The organism is Streptomyces sp. NPDC006235 (assembly GCF_040613735.1).
Taxonomy (GTDB): Bacteria; Actinomycetota; Actinomycetes; order Streptomycetales; family Streptomycetaceae; genus Streptomyces.
In genome coordinates this window covers 20,184-36,428 of record NZ_JBEXSR010000041.1, presented here as the reverse complement: position 1 = coordinate 36,428, position 16,245 = coordinate 20,184, and the positions used below count along the sequence as shown (strand labels likewise).

The following is a 16,245-nucleotide window of genomic DNA, read 5'->3' as shown; positions in this document are numbered from 1 at the left end:
CTCACACGCCGGGGTCGACAACGGGACCGGCCACGCCCCGCGGTGCCGCGCTGAGGTGCTCGCCGATCTTCTTCACCAGCATGTTCATCTGGTACGCCACCACACCGACGTCCGCGCCCGGCCCGGTGAGCACCACGAGGTGCGCGCCGGGACCGGCGGAGGTGAGGATCAGATAGCTGTTGGCCATCTCGATGAGCGCCTGGCGCACCGGACCGCCCCGGAAGTCCATGCTGACGCCCTTGCTGAGGCTCATCAGGCCGGACGCGGTCGCCGCGAGCCGCTCGGCGTCGTCGCGCAGGAATCCGGTGGACTTGCTGACCACCAGGCCGTCCTCGGACAGCACCACGGCCTGGTTCACGTCGGCGACCCGCTCCACGAGTCCGGTCAGCAGCTGGTCGAGCTGGGTGTGCGTGGCGGGGATGGGGCGTGTCATTGCGGTGTCCTTCGTCAGCGGTCGGCGGGCGGAGTCGAGGGGACGGGGCCTGCGGCGGCCTGCGGAGGTGGTGCGGCCGCGTCCTCGTCGCATGGCTGCTCGGCGTCGTCGTCACGGGCCCGGAGCGTGCCGCGCTGGAAGCCGGCCAGGGACGAGGCGGCCGCCTCCGCGGTGAAGTCGTCGGGGGAGCCGTCGTCCTCGGCGGGCGCCGACTCCTCGCGCAGTTCCTGCACCAGGCTCGTCTGCGGCACCCGGCGGGGGAGCGGGGCGAGACCGTCCCGGCGGGGGACGACCTCGCGGGCGGCGGGCGCGGCGGCAGGGGCGGCCGCGGTGGTGGTGGCCGTGGCGGTCCGGACCGATGTGAAGGGCCGGGGCTCGCGGGCGCCCCCGGCGGTGCCCGCGGCGCCCCGCGGCTCCTCGGCGGTGGCCATGGCGCTGCCGGCGGCCGCCGGGCTGCGCCCGTCCTCCGGGCCGTCACCGGCCCGCGGGCCGTCGCCCGCTCCCCTCGGGCCGACGAGGGCGGCCAGGCCGTTCACACCGGCCGTGTCCTTGCCGTCCCGGGTGCCCGGCGCGCCGGACTCCGGGGCCTCACGCACCACGATGTCGTGCGGTATCAGCACGATCGCCGTGGTTCCGCCGTACGGCGAGGCGCGCAGGGTGACGGCGATGCCGTGCCGGTGGGCCAGCTGGGCGATCACGAACATGCCGAGCCGCAGGTCGTCGGCGAGCGCCACCACGTCGAACTGCGGGGGCACCGAGAGCTGTTCGTTGAAGGACGCGTAGTCCTCCTCCGACATGCCGAGGCCGCGGTCCTCGACCTCGACGGCCAGGCCCTTGGCGACCATCCCGGCCCGCACCGTGACGGGGCTCGGGGCGGGCGAGTACGCGGTCGCGTTGTCGATGAGCTCGGCCAGCAGGTGGATGACGTCGGCCACCGCGGGCGGCGCGACGCACACCTCCTCGTCGGTGTGCACCTCCACCCGCTGGTACTCGGCGACCTCGCCGACCGCGCTGCGCAGGATGTCGACCAGCGCGACCGGCTCCGTCCAGCTGCGGCCGGGCCGTTCGCCGCTGACGATGACGAGGTTCTCCTCGTAGCGGCGCAACTGGCTGGCCGTGGAGTCCAGTTCGTACAGGCCCTTGAGGATGTCGGGGTCGGTGTGCTCGCGTTCCAGCGTGTCGAGCCGGCTGAGCTGGAGGTTGACCAGGTTCTGGCTCTGCCGGGCGATGCCCAGGATGACCTTCTGGAAGCCGCGCCGGGTGTCGGCGAGTTCGACCGCGGTGTGCACGGCCGTGCGCTGGGCGGTGTTGAACGCCTGCGCCACCTGGCCCAGTTCGTCGTGACCGTAGTCCAGCGGTGTCGTCGCGGACTCCGGGTCGACCGTCTCGCCCCGGTCGAGGCGGGCCACCACGTCGGGCAGCCGTTCCTGCGCGAGGCTGACGGCGGCCCGGCGCAGTCCGCGCAGCCGCCGGGACAGCGAACGCGTGATCCGCCAGGACATGCCGACGCACACCAGCAGCGCGAGCAGCCCGCCGGCGCTCAGGATCCCCGCCTTGATCAGCAGCGCGTCCGCCTTGTCGGCGCTGCGTTCGAGCAGGCCCGTCGTCTGCCGCTGGATCAGGCCCGCGTAGTGGTCGGAGAGTTTGTCCATGGCGGCGTTCCACCGCTTCTGGGTGTCCGGCAGGGCGATCCGGTCCGAGGCGGCGCCGGCGTTGCGGGCCGCCAGCACCTGGTCCTCGATGGACTGGAGCGTCTGCCACTCCGGGCTCGCCAGGATCCGCTCGGTCTGTGCCTTGGCGCTGCCGGTCAGCTGGGGCACGACCTGGTCCTGGACGAGCCAGCGCCGGGTGTTCACCAGCTCCGTGAACTGCACCCAGGCCTTGTCGTCGAGGTGTCCGGACGGCCACGCCAGGGTGAGCTGCGCGTCCTCCCGGGACACCAGCTCCGCCGCGTGCTCCAGGGCGACCAGCGGACCGGCCTGCGAGGTGAGGTCGCCGTCGTCGACCTGCGAGAGCTCCTGGAAGGCGTGGATCTGGTCGTCGATGATCGAGGAGTACTGGTCCAGCGCCTGCTGCGCGGTGATGTCGGTCGGGCGGTCCACCTGGTCGCGGTAGTACTCCAGGCTGCCCACCGAGCCCAGCACCGAGTACAGCCGGTCCGATACGCGGGAGGGCGCCTTCTCGATCGCGTCCGCCTGCCCGACCAGCTTCCCGACCGCCGCGTCGGTCTCCTCGCGCTGTTTGTCGAGGGCGGCCCGGGAGCCGTGCGGGGAGGCCAGCCAGGCCGCCGACAGGCTGCGTTCCCGCTGGAGGGCGAGTGTCGTGTCGGTGCCCATGGCACCGGTCGACCGGCTCAGCTCCGTCTGGTCGCGCAGCCGAAGCCCCTCCGAGAACATCTGGATGGTCGTCACGCCCCACATGGCGGCGAGGGTGACGCTGGGCACCAGGGCCAGAAGCACCAGGGAGAGGCGTATGGAACCGAGACGGCGCCGGGCACCTGTCCGTCGAGACATCGTCGTCCTAGGGCGATCAGCGGGGAGGGAGGAACGGGAAAGCGGAACGGGCGGGGCGGGGGATGGGAGTGGGGGACGGGCGCGAGGGGTTTCGCGTGCCGGTTACGGCACATGGGATGCGCAGGATGTTATCGGTACAAGAGACCACAGGGCCCGGGCCTGACCGAATCTTTGGCGACACCGTCACAGGAAGGGTCCGGTCACCGGGTCCCGGCGGCGGCGAAACGTGCCACCGCGGACACGTTGGACCTCGTCACGAACGCGGGGCCGGTGAGCACCGGGGCCGTCCCGCCGCCGCTGATGTTGCCGTTGGTCCGGTACAGCCACAGGGCGTCCACCGCCAGGTAGCCCTGCAGGTAGGGCTGCTGGTCGACGGCGAACTGCACCTTGCCGCTGCGGACCGCCTCGACCAGGTCCTTGTTGAGGTCGAAGGTGGCGACCTTGGCTCTGCTGCCGGCCTGCTTGACGGCGTCGACCGCGCTGAGCCCGTACTGGGCGCCCAGGGTGACGACCTCGTCGATGCTGGAGTCCTGCCGCAGCCGGGACGCGATCGTGGCGGTCACCGCGTTCATGTCGGCGCCGTCCACGTACACGTTGTCGGTCTCGCCGCGGAACGTCTTGCGCACGCCGGCGCAGCGGGCCTCCAGCGCGACGTTGCCCCGCTCGTGCACGACGCACAGGGCGTGCTTGGCCTTGACCTCGTCCAGCTTGTCGCCGACGGCCCGGCCGGCGACGGACTCGTCCTGGCCGAAGTACTCCAGCAGTCCCGCCGGCCGCCAGGCGTCGATACCGGAGTTGAGCCCGACGACGGGGATGCCGGCCGCCTTGGCCTGGGCGATCGGGCCCCGCATGGCCGCCGGCTTGGCGAGCGTCACGGCGATGCCGTCGACCTTGTCGCGGACCGCTTCGCGCACCAGCGCGGCCTGCGCGGCCGCGTCGGCGTCGCTGGCGTACGTCAGGTCGATGCCGTCCTTGGCCGCCGCCGTCTCGGCGCCCCGGCGCACCAGGTCCCAGAAGGCGTCGCCCTTGCCGCCGTGGGTGACCAGGGCGACCTTCATCCCGCCGCCCGGCCCGCCCACCGGGTCCGCGTCGGGCCCGTCGTCACTCGTGCCGAGGACGGAACAGCCGGCCACCAGCAGACACACGGCGGACACCAGGGCCGCGACACGGGTGAGTCTCGCGGAGGTGTGCGGCGGGGGAGGAGTCTTCATGAGGGGCGGACCTCGCTGTGCGGCCGAGCAAGAGCAGGATGAGAGCCGGTCGGACCGCACTCGAGCACGGGCCGGATGACTCTCGTTGGCCCGGAGCCAACCGTGTGTGACCACTGGGCGTCAAGTGAGCAGCCACATGCCGTGAGTTAGCGCTGCCGCATCGTGATGATCTGTCCGACGGGTCGAACATGGGAGGTCATCCCCATGATTTTCATACCGTCCGTGCGGTTCGGGCCCCGGCGTCCCGCACGGAAAAGGCCTCCCGGCCCGGCCGCCGGGGCCGCCTAGACTGGTGCGGCTCGCAGGACGACGGAGGCGACGGAAGGGGCGCGACGGTGGCGGCAGCCGGCAGTGGCTTCGAGGACCCGCCCGCCGACGTGCTCGACCGGGCGGCCGCGGCCTTCGGGCTGCTGGCCTCGCCCGCCCGGCTGCACATCGTCTGGGCGCTGGCCCAGGGCGAGAGCGACGTGAGCGGGCTCGCCGAGCGGGTCGGCGGCGCGCTGCCCGCGGTCAGCCAGCACCTCACCAAGCTGAAGCTGGCCGGACTCGTCGGTTCCCGACGCGAGGGCCGCCGGCAGGTGTACTACGTCGACGACCCCGACGTCGTCGACGTCGTACGGCTCCTGGTGGGCCGGCTCACGGACCAGGCGGCGCCGCCGCGCCGCCGCCTCCATGGCCTCTGAGACCGCCGGCGGCACCACCCTGGAGGTGCTGCGGCGGCTGGAGTCGGGCCCCCGGGGACTGACCGAGACCGAGGCCGCGGCCAGGCTGCTCACCCACGGCGAGAACACCCTGCCGGACCGCCGCACGCCGTCCTGGCCCCGCAGGTGCGCGCACGCCCTGCGCGACCCCTTCACCGCCGTCCTGCTCTGCCTCGGCCTGGTGTCCGCCGCCGTCGCCTCCTGGGGCACCGCCGTGGTCATCCTCGCCCTGGTCGCGGTCAGCTGCGTGCTGCGCGCCGGCGGGGAGCACCGGGCCGACCGCTCCATGGCCGCCCTGCGCGAACTGGTCGCCGGCACGGCCACGGTGCTGCGGCGCGACACCGACCGGGAACCGCCCCGGCCCCGCGAGGTGCCGGTCCCGGACCTCGTCCCCGGCGACGTCCTGCGCCTCGGCCCCGGCGACCTCGTCCCGGCGGACGTACGACTGCTGCGCGCCCGCGGACTCACGGTGCACCAGGCCGCCCTCACCGGGGAGTCGGCGCCGGCGGCCAAGAAGGCGGTGGAGGGACCGGCCGGATCCGGAGGGGACGACGAGACCCCGCTGTGTTTCCAGGGCAGCACCGTCGCCACGGGCAGCGGTACGGCCGTCGTGGTCGCGACCGGGGACGGCACCCGGTTCGCCGCCGCTCACCGGCAACCGGCCAGCCCCCGGGACGGCGGGGCCTTCGACCGGTCCGTGCACGGCATCTCCTGGGTGCTGATCCGCTTCATGCTGCTGACGCCGCCCCTCGTCCTGATGGCGAACGCCGCGCTGCGCGGACGCGGCCTGGAGACCCTGCCCTTCGCCGTCGCTGTCGCCGTCGGGCTGACGCCCGAGATGCTGCCGGTGATCGTCACCACCTGCCTGGCCCGGGGTGCCGCCCTGCTCGCCCGCACCCACGGCGTCATCGTCAAACGGCTGCCCGCGCTGCACGACCTGGGCGCGGTCGACGTGCTGTGCGTCGACAAGACCGGCACCCTCACCCAGGACCGGCCGGTCGTCGCACGGGCCCTCGACCCGGCCGGCCGGGACGACCCGGAGGTGCTGCGCTGGGCCGCCGTCGGCGCCTGGTGGACCCTCCAGCTCGCCGAACTGCCCGCGCCCGACGCCCTGGACGAGGCCTTGCTGGCGGCGGCCGGGCCGGTGGGCGAGGAGTACGACGGGGTGGACGCCGTGCCGTTCGACCCGGTGCGGCGCCTCTCGACGGCGGTGGTGCGCGGCTCCCTCGGGCGTCACACCGTCGTCGTCACCGGCGCCGCCGAGGCCGTGGTGGAGCGCTGTGCGACGGAGCCCGGCGAGCGCGACCGGCTGCTGGCGCTCGCCGCCCGGGAGGCGGACGCCGGGCTGCGGGTGCTGGCCGTCGCCACGGCCGACCGCCCCGCCGGCGCGCCCGGGCCGCCCGACCCGCGGGGCCTGGCCTTCCGGGGCCTGGTGACCTTCCGGGACGCCCTCGCCCCGACCGCCGCCGAGGCCCTGCGCGCACTGGCCGACCGGGGCGTCACCGTGAAGGTCCTCACCGGCGACCATCCGGCCACAGCAGCCCGGGCCTGCCACGAACTCGGCCTGGACCCCGGGGAGATACGCACCGCCGCACAGCTGCAAGGCCCCGAGGCCGCCGACCGGGCGACCGTCGTCGCCCGCTGCACCCCGCAGGACAAGGCCCGGGTCGTCGCCGCCCTGCGCGCCGCCGGGCACACCGTCGGCTTCCTCGGCGACGGCGTGAACGACGTGGCCGCGCTGCGTGCCGCCGACGTCGGCCTCGCGCCCCGCTCCGCCGTCGGCGTGGCACGGGAGAGCGCCGACGTCGTGCTCGTCGAGAAGGAACTCACGGCGATCGGCCACGCGATCACCGCCGGGCGGCACGCGAGCGGCAACATCGCCTCGTACCTGCGCGTCACGCTCTCGTCCAACCTGGGCAACGTCGTCGCGATGCTCGCCGCGGGTCTGCTCCTGCCCTTCCTGCCGATGCTCCCGGCCCAGGTGCTCGCCCAGAACCTGTGCTTCGACGCGGCCCAGCTCGCCTTCGCCCACGACCGTCCCGGCGCGGCGGCCCTGCGCGGTCCGGCCGTGCTGCGGCCGCGCTCCTTCCTCCGGTTCGTCACCGGCTTCGGCCTGCTCAACGCGGTCGCCGACCTCGCCACCTTCGCCGTCCTCGCGTTCGCGCTCGACGGCCCCGACGCCGTCGACGACGAAGCCGTCTTCCACTCCGCCTGGTTCACCGAGAACCTGCTCACCCAGGCCCTGGTGATGCTGCTCCTGCGCACCGGCCGGCGCGACGAGGGGAGCCGGGCCCCCGGCCCGGTCTCTCTCGCGGCGGCCGGCCTCGCCGCCGTCGGCCTGCTGCTGCCGCCGAGCTCCCTCGGCACGGCCCTCGGCATGACGGCCCTGCCCGCCGCGTACTACCTCCTGCCGGCCGTCGTCCTCGGGCTGTACGCCGTAGCCCTGTGGGCGGCCGGGGGCCGGCAGAGGCGGCGTCAGCCGTAGGTGAGGTTCGAGCAGGGGTTGTCGTCCGCGGACCGGGCCCCGGCGGCGACCTCCGACGGTACGGCGGACGGAGCCGGGGACGCGGACGCGGTCGCCGTCGGGCTGTCCGCGTACGACTGTCCCAGCACGACACTGATCCCGCTGCCGGTCACGGGCTGGAGCTCCGCACCGGGGAAGGCCGCCGCCACCGTCCGGGCCCGGTCCTCCAGGCCGGGGCCGTACTCGACCAGTGTCGTGGTGTGGTCCTGGGTGGACGCGGTCGCCGTGCCCGTGACGGTGAAGCCGTCCGAGGTGAGAGCGGCGGCGGCGCGGGCGGCCAGGCCGGGGACGGAGGTGCCGTTGTAGACGGCGACGTCGATGCCCGCACCCGAGACCGGCCTGGGGGAGGCGGACGCTGCGGAACCCGGCGTTTGGGTCCTCTTCCCGCCGGCGCTCTTGCCGTCGATCGTGCGGTCGGCCCGGAGCGCGGCCCACAGGGCGTCGGCGTCCGGCTGCACGATCGCGACCCGCGAACCCTCGTAGCGCCACGGCAGGGTCACGAATTTCGTGTTGTGCAGGTCGATGTCCTTCAGGGACAACGCGAAGGACATCAGCTTGTCCGCGGAGCCGAGGCCGGGGTCGACGGTCAGCGACTTCGTGGCGGCCTCGGCCAGCGGCAGCAGCCGCGTCGGAGTGAAGCCCTCGCTCTTCACCTCCTTCAGCAGGCTCGCCACGAACGCCTGCTGGCGCTTGATCCGGCCGATGTCGGAACCGTCGCCGATGCCGTGCCGGATGCGGACGTAGTCCAGCGCCTTCTGGCCCGCGACGGTCTGCTCGCCCTTGTGGAAGAGCAGCTTGCCCGGGGCGGTGAGGTGCGGGTTCAGATCGTTCTCGTAGACGTCCTGCGGCAGGCACACCTTGACACCGCCCACCACGTCCGTCAGCCGGGCGAAGCCCTTGAAGTCGACGACGACGGTGTGGTCCACGCGCAGGCCGGTGAGCTGTTCGACGGTGTTCTGCGTGCAGGCGGGGTTGCCCTTGGCCGTCTGGCCGACCGAGTACGCCGCGTTGAACATCGTGTCCGGCTGTGCCTTCGTCCAGCCTCCGTCGGGCAGCTTGCACGGCGGGATGGTCACCAGGGTGTCTCGGGGGATGGAGACGGCGAGGGCGTGCCGGTGGTCGGCGTAGACGTGCAGCAGGAACGCGGTGTCGGAGCGGCCGACGTCGTCCTTGTCGCCGCCGCCCAGCGCCTCGTTGCCGCCGGTGCGGGTGTCGGAACCGATGACCAGGACGTTCTCGCCCTGCGACGAACCGGCCTCGGGGCGGTTGTCGGAGAGGCCGCCCGAGTCGAAGGTGCTGATGTCGCCGTCCAGCTTCAGGTACAGCCAGCCGGCTCCGCCCGCGGCGAGCACGAGCAGGGCCAGGCAGACGACGAGCCCGACCCGTATGCCACGGCCGCGGTCACGGCCGCGCCGCCGACCGCGCCGCCGGCTGTCGTCCCGCGCGGCGGCCCTGTGCCGCGGCGGCTGAGTCCTCCGGTTGCTGGTGACCGTCATCGGCGTCTGTTTGCCTCTCACCCGGGGGTTGTACAGTTGCGCAATGTAGCAACTGTCGATGAGAGGGAGGGCATGACGTGCTGCGCAACGGACTGGAGCCCTGGCACCTGCTGATCGTGGCGATCGTCGTGATCGTCCTGTTCGGCTCGAAGAAACTCCCCGACACGGCGCGTTCGCTCGGCCGATCGATGCGGATCCTCAAGAGCGAGGCGAAGGCGCTGAAGGAGGAGGGCGCGGCGGACCCGGCCTCCGGAGATCCGGCCGGATCCGCCGCGCCGCCGGTCAGCCCGTCAGAACCGGCAGCGACCGATGGCCGTGGGAGATGAAAGAGTCCACGGGCCGCAGCTCGTCCGTGGGTACGGCGAGGGTGAGACCCGGGAACCGCGCGAACAGGGCCGGCAGGGCCACGCGCGCCTCCAGCCGGCCGAGCGGTGCGCCCAGGCAGTGGTGGACGCCGTATCCGAAGGCCAGATGATCCTTCACGGCGCGCGTGACGTCGAACGTGCCGGCGTCCGGGCCGTGCTGCTCCGGGTCGCGTCCGGCGGCGGCGTACGCGGCGAGGATCGCCTCGCCCTTGCGGATCACATGGCCCTCGGGGCCGCCCAGTTCGCCGAGGGGCAGGTCCTCCACGGCGTATCGCAGCGGCAGGCTGGCCACCGGCGCCTCGGCCCGCAGGGTCTCCTCGATCACGTCGTCCCAGGAGGCACGACCGCCGAGCACGTGCGCGAGCTGGTCGGGGTGGGCGAGCAGCGCGTGGACGGCGTTGTCGAGCAGGTTGACCGTCGTCTCGTGGCCGGCGCTGATCATCAGCATCAGCGTGTCGAGCAGCTCCTGCTCGCTGAGCCGCGTACCGCTCTCCTCCTCGTGGGCCGCGATCAGCGCGCTGGTCAGGTCGTCGCCGGGCGCCGCCCGTTTCGCGGCGACGAGCTCACCGAGGACGGCGTAGAACCGGGCGTAGGTGTCGGCGACTTCGGCCGCGTCGGCGGAGGTGTGGAAGACGCTGTCCACCACGGCGCGCAGCTCGGGCCCCAACTCCTCGGGTAATCCGAGCAGTTCGCCGATGACCTGGATGGGCAGCGGATAGCAGAACTCCTCCCGCAGATCGACCGCGTGACCGTCCGCCCCACCGCCCGCCCCGGCCTTGGCGACCCGGTCGAGCAGCGCCGCGGTGATCTCCTCGATCCGGGGCCGCAGCTCGGCGGTGCGGCGGGCGGTGAACGCCTTGGAGACGATGGTGCGCAGCCGTTTGTGGTCGGTGCCGTAGGCCGTGAACATGTTCTGCACCGCGACCCAGGTGTACAGCGGCCAGTCCGGCGAGACCTCGCCGTCCAGCCAGCGGTGCCAGTGCCGGCGCGCGTCCTTCGACACCCGCGGATCGGTGAGCAGCCGCTTCAGCAGCGGGGCGCTGCTGACCGCCCAGGCCGGGACACCGTGGGGGAGTTCGACGGGAGTGACGGGTCCGCGCTCGCGGATCCGGGCGGCCTCGCCGTGGATGTCGCGGCCGGTCGGGTCGATCACTATCGGGTGGGTGAACTCCATCGGACTCTCTCCCTGGGCTGGCGGCGGTTCGCGGGCACGCGGACGCCTCGTGGGGCGGTACGTGCCACGTCCAGCCAAGTGGCCGCGGCCGGGCGGCGCCAGAGGGCGGAGAAGCAGTGGCCTGTTTCAAGCGGTCTGGCCGGCCTCCCGCTCCACGGGCTGAGCCACCGCCTTCGCGGCCCGGGCCGCCTTCCTGCGCCGGCGCCTGCTGACGCGCGGCTCCTGGTCCGGCAGCCAGCCGAAGGTGAGGCAGCTGCCCACCACGCCCAGGAGCAGGCCCACGAAGAAGCCGCCCAGGTTCGAGGTCAGCCAGGACCCCAGGGAGACCAGCACTCCGATGACCGAGTAGAACAGGCGCTGGGAGGGGTTGAAGAGGATCAGCACGCCGCACAGCAGCATCACGGCCGGGAGCAGATAGCCGGCCAGGCCCTGCATGCCGACGTGCAGGATGACGTCCAGCGACGCCTTCAGGGTGAGCAGGACCTCCGCCCCGCCCAGGGCGAGCAGCAGCCCGCCCCAGAAGGGCCGGCCCGCCCGCCACTGGCGGAAGGCGGACCGGAACGTCCCGTGTGGACCGCCGGGCATCAGCAACCCGACCCGCTGAAGCCCAGTTTCAGCCCGGGCAGCTTGAACACACCGGCCGTCGTGGCGTAGTTGGTCTGCCGCAGCTTGGCGATGTGCACGGTGTCGGACTGCTGGCTGAACACGCCCTTCGGCCCACGGCCCTGTGGCCCGGCCTTGTTCAGCGTGCTGGCGTCGTTGCCGATCTCGATGTTCTTGAAGGCCGCGTCGCCCGTGAGCTCCGTGGAGTCGGTGGTCAGGTCGCTGGCCCGGACCTTCGCCGCACCCTCGCCCGCCCTGATGACCAGGTTCGTGCCGCCCAGGTCGACGCTCTGGCACAGCTTGGTGAGCGTCGCCTCCTTGATCACGGAGGTGACGACCAGCACCTGACCGCCGGTGTCACCCGCGTTGGGGCTGCCCTCGGCCATCTCGTCCAGACCGCCGAACTGCGCGAAGCCGGTGCCGTTCAGCTCGGTGGCGGTGACCGTGAACGGCATGCCGGAGATGGCGAACTGCACGCCCAGCGCCCCCTCGGCGGTGAGGATCGCGAGGCCGGCGGCGACCGCGGCGGCCGGCACCGCCATCACGGCGGCCCGGCGTGCCCGGACCCGCCCGCGGCGCGCGGGGACGTCACCGGCGTCCGCGGCGGCGGTGCCTTCCGGTCTGTCGGAGGTGTGCTCGGCGGAGGAGGTCATGTCTGCTCCAGGTGCATGTCGGTGCGGATCGGACTGCGTGGCACGTTGCGACTTCGGCGGCACATGGGTTGCACGGTGCGACTTCGATGGCACGTTGCCCTGGCGCGGACACCGACCGCGTACGCACGTCTCCCCACAACTCCCGGCGGTTGCAAGGGCTTTCTCGTTACGCCGCAGTAGCCGACTCGGAAGTTACCGGGGGTTACATGAAGGGTCAAGGGAAGTGTGAACAAAGAGTGTCGAATGTGCGCCGCATGTGAGTCGATGTCCTCCGGGAAGGCGCAGCGAACGCACAACTCCCTTGCGAAGCCTTGACGTTGGCTGACCGGCAGGTCTACAACTCTCCTCGTCTCACCGGATCCGTGGCGCCGGATCCGCCGCGCGGCACCGTCCGCGTGCCCCGGAACCGCTCGTCCCGTACGGGCATCTCGCCGCCCGGTGCGTCCGCACGGGCTTTCCATCGCCCGAGTCCGACCCTCCACGGCACCGGCACGGGCCCTTCCCCAGTGCGCCGTGCCACCAGCCACCCCCCGCCCGGCCCGGCCGGCGGCCCGTCCCCGTGCGTGCCTCCGGCCGGTCACCGGTCTGCCGTTGCCGGTCCGTCACGTACGGAGAAGGCGTAACGGGCCGGCAACGGCTGGACGCCGAACCGCGTCCCCAGCACCCCCACCCCGCAACGAGAAGAGGTACACCCGCATGCGTACGCGCACCCTCCTCACCCTCACCACCGCCGTCGCCACCCTGGGGCTCGCCGCCCCCGCCTCCGCGGCCGACACCCCCGTCCTGACCACCACCGACGGCGCGGCCGTCGCGGTCGGCGACGTCCTCAACGCCTCCCTGGCGAGCGGCACCGCCGCCACCTTCTACTCCAGCGCGACCGGCACCAGCGGCATCTCGTGCACCTCGTCGGCGTTCGCCGCCACCGTCACCGACAACCCGGCCGCCCCCGGCACCGCCACCGAGTCCCTGACCTCGCACACCTTCGACACCAGCGGCTGCACCGCCAACGTCGTCGGAGTGCTCGGCGTCAGCGGCATCACCGTCGACAACCTGCCCTACTCCACCAGCGTGTCCTCGGACGGCACCGTCTCCGTGACCCCGGCCGAGGGCTCCGTCATCCAGTCCACCGTCAGGCTGCGCACCCTGCTCGGCACCATCAACTGCGTCTACCGGGCCCCCAGCCTGACCGGCAAGGCGGACAACGCCGACAACAGCATCTCCTTCACCAACCAGCAGTTCACGAAGGCGTCCGGCTCCTCGTTGTGCTTCGCCAACGCCTTCTTCACGGCCAAGTACGCCCCGGTGACCAAGGGAGGCGTCGCCGTCAACGTCAACTGACGGCCATGAGCGTCGGTTCAGCGCCGACGCAGCCGTGTCGCCAGGGCGGCGCCGCCGGTGAGCACCAGCACCGCCGCGGCGCCGCCCGCCAGCATGGGCGTGGACGGGCCGGAGGGGGGTTCGGAGGGGGAGGCCACCGGGCTGCTCTCCCTCTCATGCGCCTTGGGCTTGGCCGGGTCCTGCTTCGCGGGCTCGTCCGGGTCCTGCTTCGCGGGCTCGTCCGGGTCCTGCTTCGCGGGCTCGTCCGGGTCCTGCTTCGCGGGCTCGTCCGGGCTCTGCTTCTCGGGCTCGTCCGGGCTCTGCTTCTCGGGCTCGTCCGGGAACACCACATCCGAGCACGAGTAGTACGTGTCCGGCGTACTGCTGTTCTGCCAGACCGTGTACAACACGTGCCGCCCCGTCCGGTCGGACGGCAGGGTCGCCTCGAGGCGGTACGCGCCGTCCGTCAGGGCCGGGTCCGTGACTTCGGCGAACGGCTTCTCGGGCAGGTCGGACCAGGACAGCGGCCCGGCCGGGTCGTAGCCGGGCTTCGTCAGGTACATCCGGAACGTGCCGGTGTGCGGGATCGTCGAGACGTACCGCATGGTCAGCGTCCCGCCGGGCGTCATCCGGGTCGCCGGCCAGTCGGCGCGGGCGAGGTCGAGCCCCTTGTAGCCGGGCAGGCCCCCACTGCACAGCTTTCCGTCGGGGACGACCTGCCGGTCCCGGCCGGCCACGTTCGCCACCCGCAGGTTGTCCCACGCGGTGAAGGGCGCGCCGTTCGCGGCGACGGCCGCGCGGCAGGCCGCCGACCCCGCCCGGTCGCCGCCCTCGGGGGAGCAGGCCACCACCCGGCTCACGGGATCCGTCGGCGCACCGTGCGCCCGCGCCGGACCCGCCGCCCACAGCGGCAGCAGCAACGGGGTCACGAGGGCGGCCGCGAGCGCGGCGCGGTGTGCGGTCGTACGGGACATCCGTCTGCGTCTCCTCGGCCGGGCCGGATCGGTCGGTGGTGCAATGGAGCGATCGGTAGTGCAATACGGGCAACAGGCCCGGCGCGTTCAGCACGCCACGACCTGTTCGAAATGCGGGCCATTCGCGCCCAACTGCCCGCCATAGAGGGTTGTTTCCGGCTCGATCGAGGGTTTCCCCCGTATCCCGATGACCTGCCCTTTGCCTATCGTTCGACCACAGCTGACCCACAGGTAACCCCGAACGGGTCGCTCCCCACACGCCTGGCCGGCCACCGCGTCGCTCTTTCGAACCACCCCCCTCCGCTTCAGCGAGGAAGCGCATCCACCGCCGCTCCGCCCAGCCCGGAGTCCGGCCACGAAAGGCAACGACCGTGCGTATCTCCCCAGAGTTCAGACGGAAGCTGATATCCGTCGCCGCTGTCTCCGCCGCCCTGCTGACCGCCGCCCCCGCCTCGGTCGCCGTCGCCCAGGAGACCGCCCCCGGGCCCGCCGCCGTCCCGGCCTCGCAGACCGAGGCCGCCCCCGGCGCCCCCGCCGAGCGGCTCATCGTCGGCTACAAGTCCGGCGCGACCGAGGCGAAGTCCGACAAGGCCGCCGCCGCCGACGCCGCGGCCAAGGCCGAGAAGACCGGCGAGGACGTCGACTTCCAGCGCCGCCTCGGCACCGGCGCCGCCCTCGTCGACCTGGGCACGAACCCCGCCCGTGCGGACGTCGCCGACGTCGTCGCCCAGTACGAGGCCGACCCGCAGGTCGCCTACGTCGTGCCGGACCGCCTGAACAAGCCGACGGCCGTCACGCCGAACGACACCGACTACGGCAAGCAGTGGGACCTGTTCGAGGCGACCGCCGGCATGAACGTCCCGGCCGCCTGGGACACGACCACCGGCAGCGGCGTCACCGTCGCCGTCATCGACACCGGCTACGTCACGCACTCCGACCTGGCCGCGAACATCGTCGGAGGCTACGACTTCATCGCCGACACCGCCGTCTCCGTCGACGGCAACGGCCGTGACAGCAACCCGGCCGACCCGGGCGACTGGTACAACGCGAACGAGTGCGGCGCGGGCATCCCGGCGTCCAACTCCTCCTGGCACGGTACGCACGTGGCGGGCACCATCGCCGCCGCGACCAACAACGGCAAGGGCGTGGCCGGTATCGCCCACGGCGCGAAGATCTCCCCGGTCCGCGTCCTCGGCAAGTGCGGCGGCTACGACTCCGACATCATCGACGCCATCACCTGGGCGTCCGGCGGCACCGTCTCCGGTGTCCCCGCCAACACCAACGTCGCCAAGGTCATCAACATGAGCCTCGGCGGGGGCGGCGCCTGCTCCAGCGCCACCCAGAGCGCCATCAACGGCGCCGTGAACCGCGGCACCGCGGTCGTCGTCGCGGCCGGCAACGAGAACCAGAACGTCTCCAACGCGTCCCCGGCGAACTGCAACAACGTCATCGCGGTCGCCGCGACCAACCGCGCGGGCAGCCGGGCCTCGTACTCCAACTACGGCTCGCTCGTGGACATCTCCGCCCCCGGCGGCGAGACTCGGACCTCCACCGCCAACGGCATCCTGTCCACGCTGAACTCCGGCACGAAGACGCCGTCGAGCGAGAGCTACGCCTACTACCAGGGCACCAGCATGGCGACCCCGCACGTCGCGGGCCTCGCCGCCCTGATGAAGTCGGCCAACTCCGCCCTCACCCCGGCCCAGATCGAGTCGGCCATCAAGGCCAACGCCCGCCCGCTGCCCGGCACCTGCTCCGGCGGCTGCGGCGCCGGCCTCGCGGACGCCGCGAAGACGGTCCAGGCCGTCAAGGGCGGTTCGTCCACCGGCACGACCTTCTCCAGCACCACCGCCGTCGCGATCCCCGACAACGGCGCGGCGATCGAGTCGCCGATCGGCGTCACCGGCCGCAGCGGCAACGCTCCCTCCGCCCTCCAGGTCGGGGTCGACATCACCCACACCTACCGCGGTGACCTCGTCATCGACCTGGTCGCGCCGGACGGTTCGGCGTACCGTCTGAAGTCCGCCGCCTCGGACTCCGCCGACGACGTGAAGACCACCTACACGGTGAACGCCTCCGCGGAGAGTGCCAACGGCACCTGGAAGCTGCGCGTCCAGGACACGGCGGCGCAGGACACCGGCACGCTCAACGGCTGGAAGCTGACCTTCTGATCCTTCTGAATCTCCCGGTCCTCCTTCGGCGAGGACGCTGAACGGGCAGCTCACGAGCGGGCGGGCCGACCGGTGCGGATGGGGCACCGGTCGGCCCGTCTTTACGTGCG

The 16,245-nt window shown here is 72.8% G+C and carries 13 protein-coding genes; 5 read left to right on the top strand and 8 right to left on the bottom strand.

Annotated elements, in window-relative coordinates; all coding sequences use genetic code 11:
• Position 1: 1 nt before the first annotated feature.
• The 3 genes from ABZ192_RS34250 to ABZ192_RS34240 form a co-directional block, all read right to left on the bottom strand.
• Complete coding sequence (locus ABZ192_RS34250) at positions 2-433, bottom strand: roadblock/LC7 domain-containing protein (RefSeq protein ID WP_010034179.1); 432 nt, start codon at positions 431-433, stop codon at positions 2-4.
• Positions 434-447: 14 nt separating this feature from the next.
• Complete coding sequence (locus ABZ192_RS34245; protein WP_356928372.1) at positions 448-2,946, bottom strand: nitrate- and nitrite sensing domain-containing protein; 2,499 nt, start codon at positions 2,944-2,946, stop codon at positions 448-450.
• Positions 2,947-3,146: 200 nt separating this feature from the next.
• Positions 3,147-4,157 carry a substrate-binding domain-containing protein gene (locus ABZ192_RS34240; protein WP_356928371.1) on the bottom strand — a complete coding sequence of 337 codons (1,011 nt, stop codon included), beginning with the start codon at positions 4,155-4,157 and terminating at the stop codon, positions 3,147-3,149.
• A gap of 335 nt (positions 4,158-4,492) precedes the next feature.
• Between ABZ192_RS34240 and ABZ192_RS34235 the strand changes: the two genes are divergently transcribed.
• Both ABZ192_RS34235 and mgtA read left to right on the top strand, forming a co-directional pair.
• Complete coding sequence (locus tag ABZ192_RS34235) at positions 4,493-4,840, top strand: metalloregulator ArsR/SmtB family transcription factor (protein WP_356928370.1); 348 nt, start codon at positions 4,493-4,495, stop codon at positions 4,838-4,840.
• Positions 4,830-7,343 (top strand): magnesium-translocating P-type ATPase, encoded by a 2,514-nt coding sequence (gene mgtA, locus ABZ192_RS34230; protein ID WP_356928369.1) that lies wholly within the window; start codon positions 4,830-4,832, stop codon positions 7,341-7,343. The genes ABZ192_RS34235 and mgtA overlap by 11 nt, the downstream gene beginning before the upstream one ends.
• On the opposite strand, the gene ABZ192_RS34225 is transcribed toward mgtA, so the two are convergent.
• Positions 7,334-8,878, bottom strand: coding sequence for an LCP family protein (locus ABZ192_RS34225; protein WP_356928415.1), 1,545 nt, complete (start codon positions 8,876-8,878; stop codon positions 7,334-7,336). The two genes, mgtA and ABZ192_RS34225, sit on opposite strands and share 10 nt — an antisense overlap.
• Before the next feature lie 77 nt (positions 8,879-8,955).
• Here ABZ192_RS34225 and tatA point away from each other — a divergent pair, with 77 nt between their 5' ends.
• Positions 8,956-9,204 (top strand): Sec-independent protein translocase subunit TatA, encoded by a 249-nt coding sequence (gene tatA, locus ABZ192_RS34220; RefSeq protein WP_356928368.1) that lies wholly within the window; start codon positions 8,956-8,958, stop codon positions 9,202-9,204.
• Here the strand turns inward: tatA and ABZ192_RS34215 are convergent.
• The 3 genes from ABZ192_RS34215 to ABZ192_RS34205 form a co-directional block, all read right to left on the bottom strand.
• Positions 9,161-10,417 carry a cytochrome P450 gene (locus ABZ192_RS34215; protein WP_356928367.1) on the bottom strand — a complete coding sequence of 419 codons (1,257 nt, stop codon included), beginning with the start codon at positions 10,415-10,417 and terminating at the stop codon, positions 9,161-9,163. The genes tatA and ABZ192_RS34215 overlap by 44 nt on opposite strands.
• Before the next feature lie 126 nt (positions 10,418-10,543).
• The gene (locus tag ABZ192_RS34210) at positions 10,544-11,002 is read right to left on the bottom strand and encodes a DUF6114 domain-containing protein (protein ID WP_356928366.1); all 459 of its coding nucleotides are present in this window, start codon (positions 11,000-11,002) and stop codon (positions 10,544-10,546) included.
• Complete coding sequence (locus ABZ192_RS34205) at positions 11,002-11,673, bottom strand: DUF6230 family protein (RefSeq protein WP_356928365.1); 672 nt, start codon at positions 11,671-11,673, stop codon at positions 11,002-11,004. The genes ABZ192_RS34210 and ABZ192_RS34205 overlap by 1 nt, the downstream gene beginning before the upstream one ends.
• Before the next feature lie 696 nt (positions 11,674-12,369).
• On the opposite strand from ABZ192_RS34205, the gene ABZ192_RS34200 reads away from it, so the two are divergent.
• Positions 12,370-13,011 (top strand): Tat pathway signal sequence domain protein, encoded by a 642-nt coding sequence (locus ABZ192_RS34200; RefSeq protein ID WP_356928364.1) that lies wholly within the window; start codon positions 12,370-12,372, stop codon positions 13,009-13,011.
• Positions 13,012-13,028: 17 nt separating this feature from the next.
• On the opposite strand, the gene ABZ192_RS34195 is transcribed toward ABZ192_RS34200, so the two are convergent.
• Entirely contained in the window at positions 13,029-13,964 is a 936-nt protein-coding gene (locus ABZ192_RS34195; protein ID WP_356928363.1) for a lytic polysaccharide monooxygenase, read from the bottom strand.
• Positions 13,965-14,335: 371 nt separating this feature from the next.
• On the opposite strand from ABZ192_RS34195, the gene ABZ192_RS34190 reads away from it, so the two are divergent.
• Positions 14,336-16,135 (top strand): S8 family serine peptidase, encoded by a 1,800-nt coding sequence (locus ABZ192_RS34190; protein ID WP_356928362.1) that lies wholly within the window; start codon positions 14,336-14,338, stop codon positions 16,133-16,135.
• Positions 16,136-16,245 lie beyond the last annotated feature (110 nt).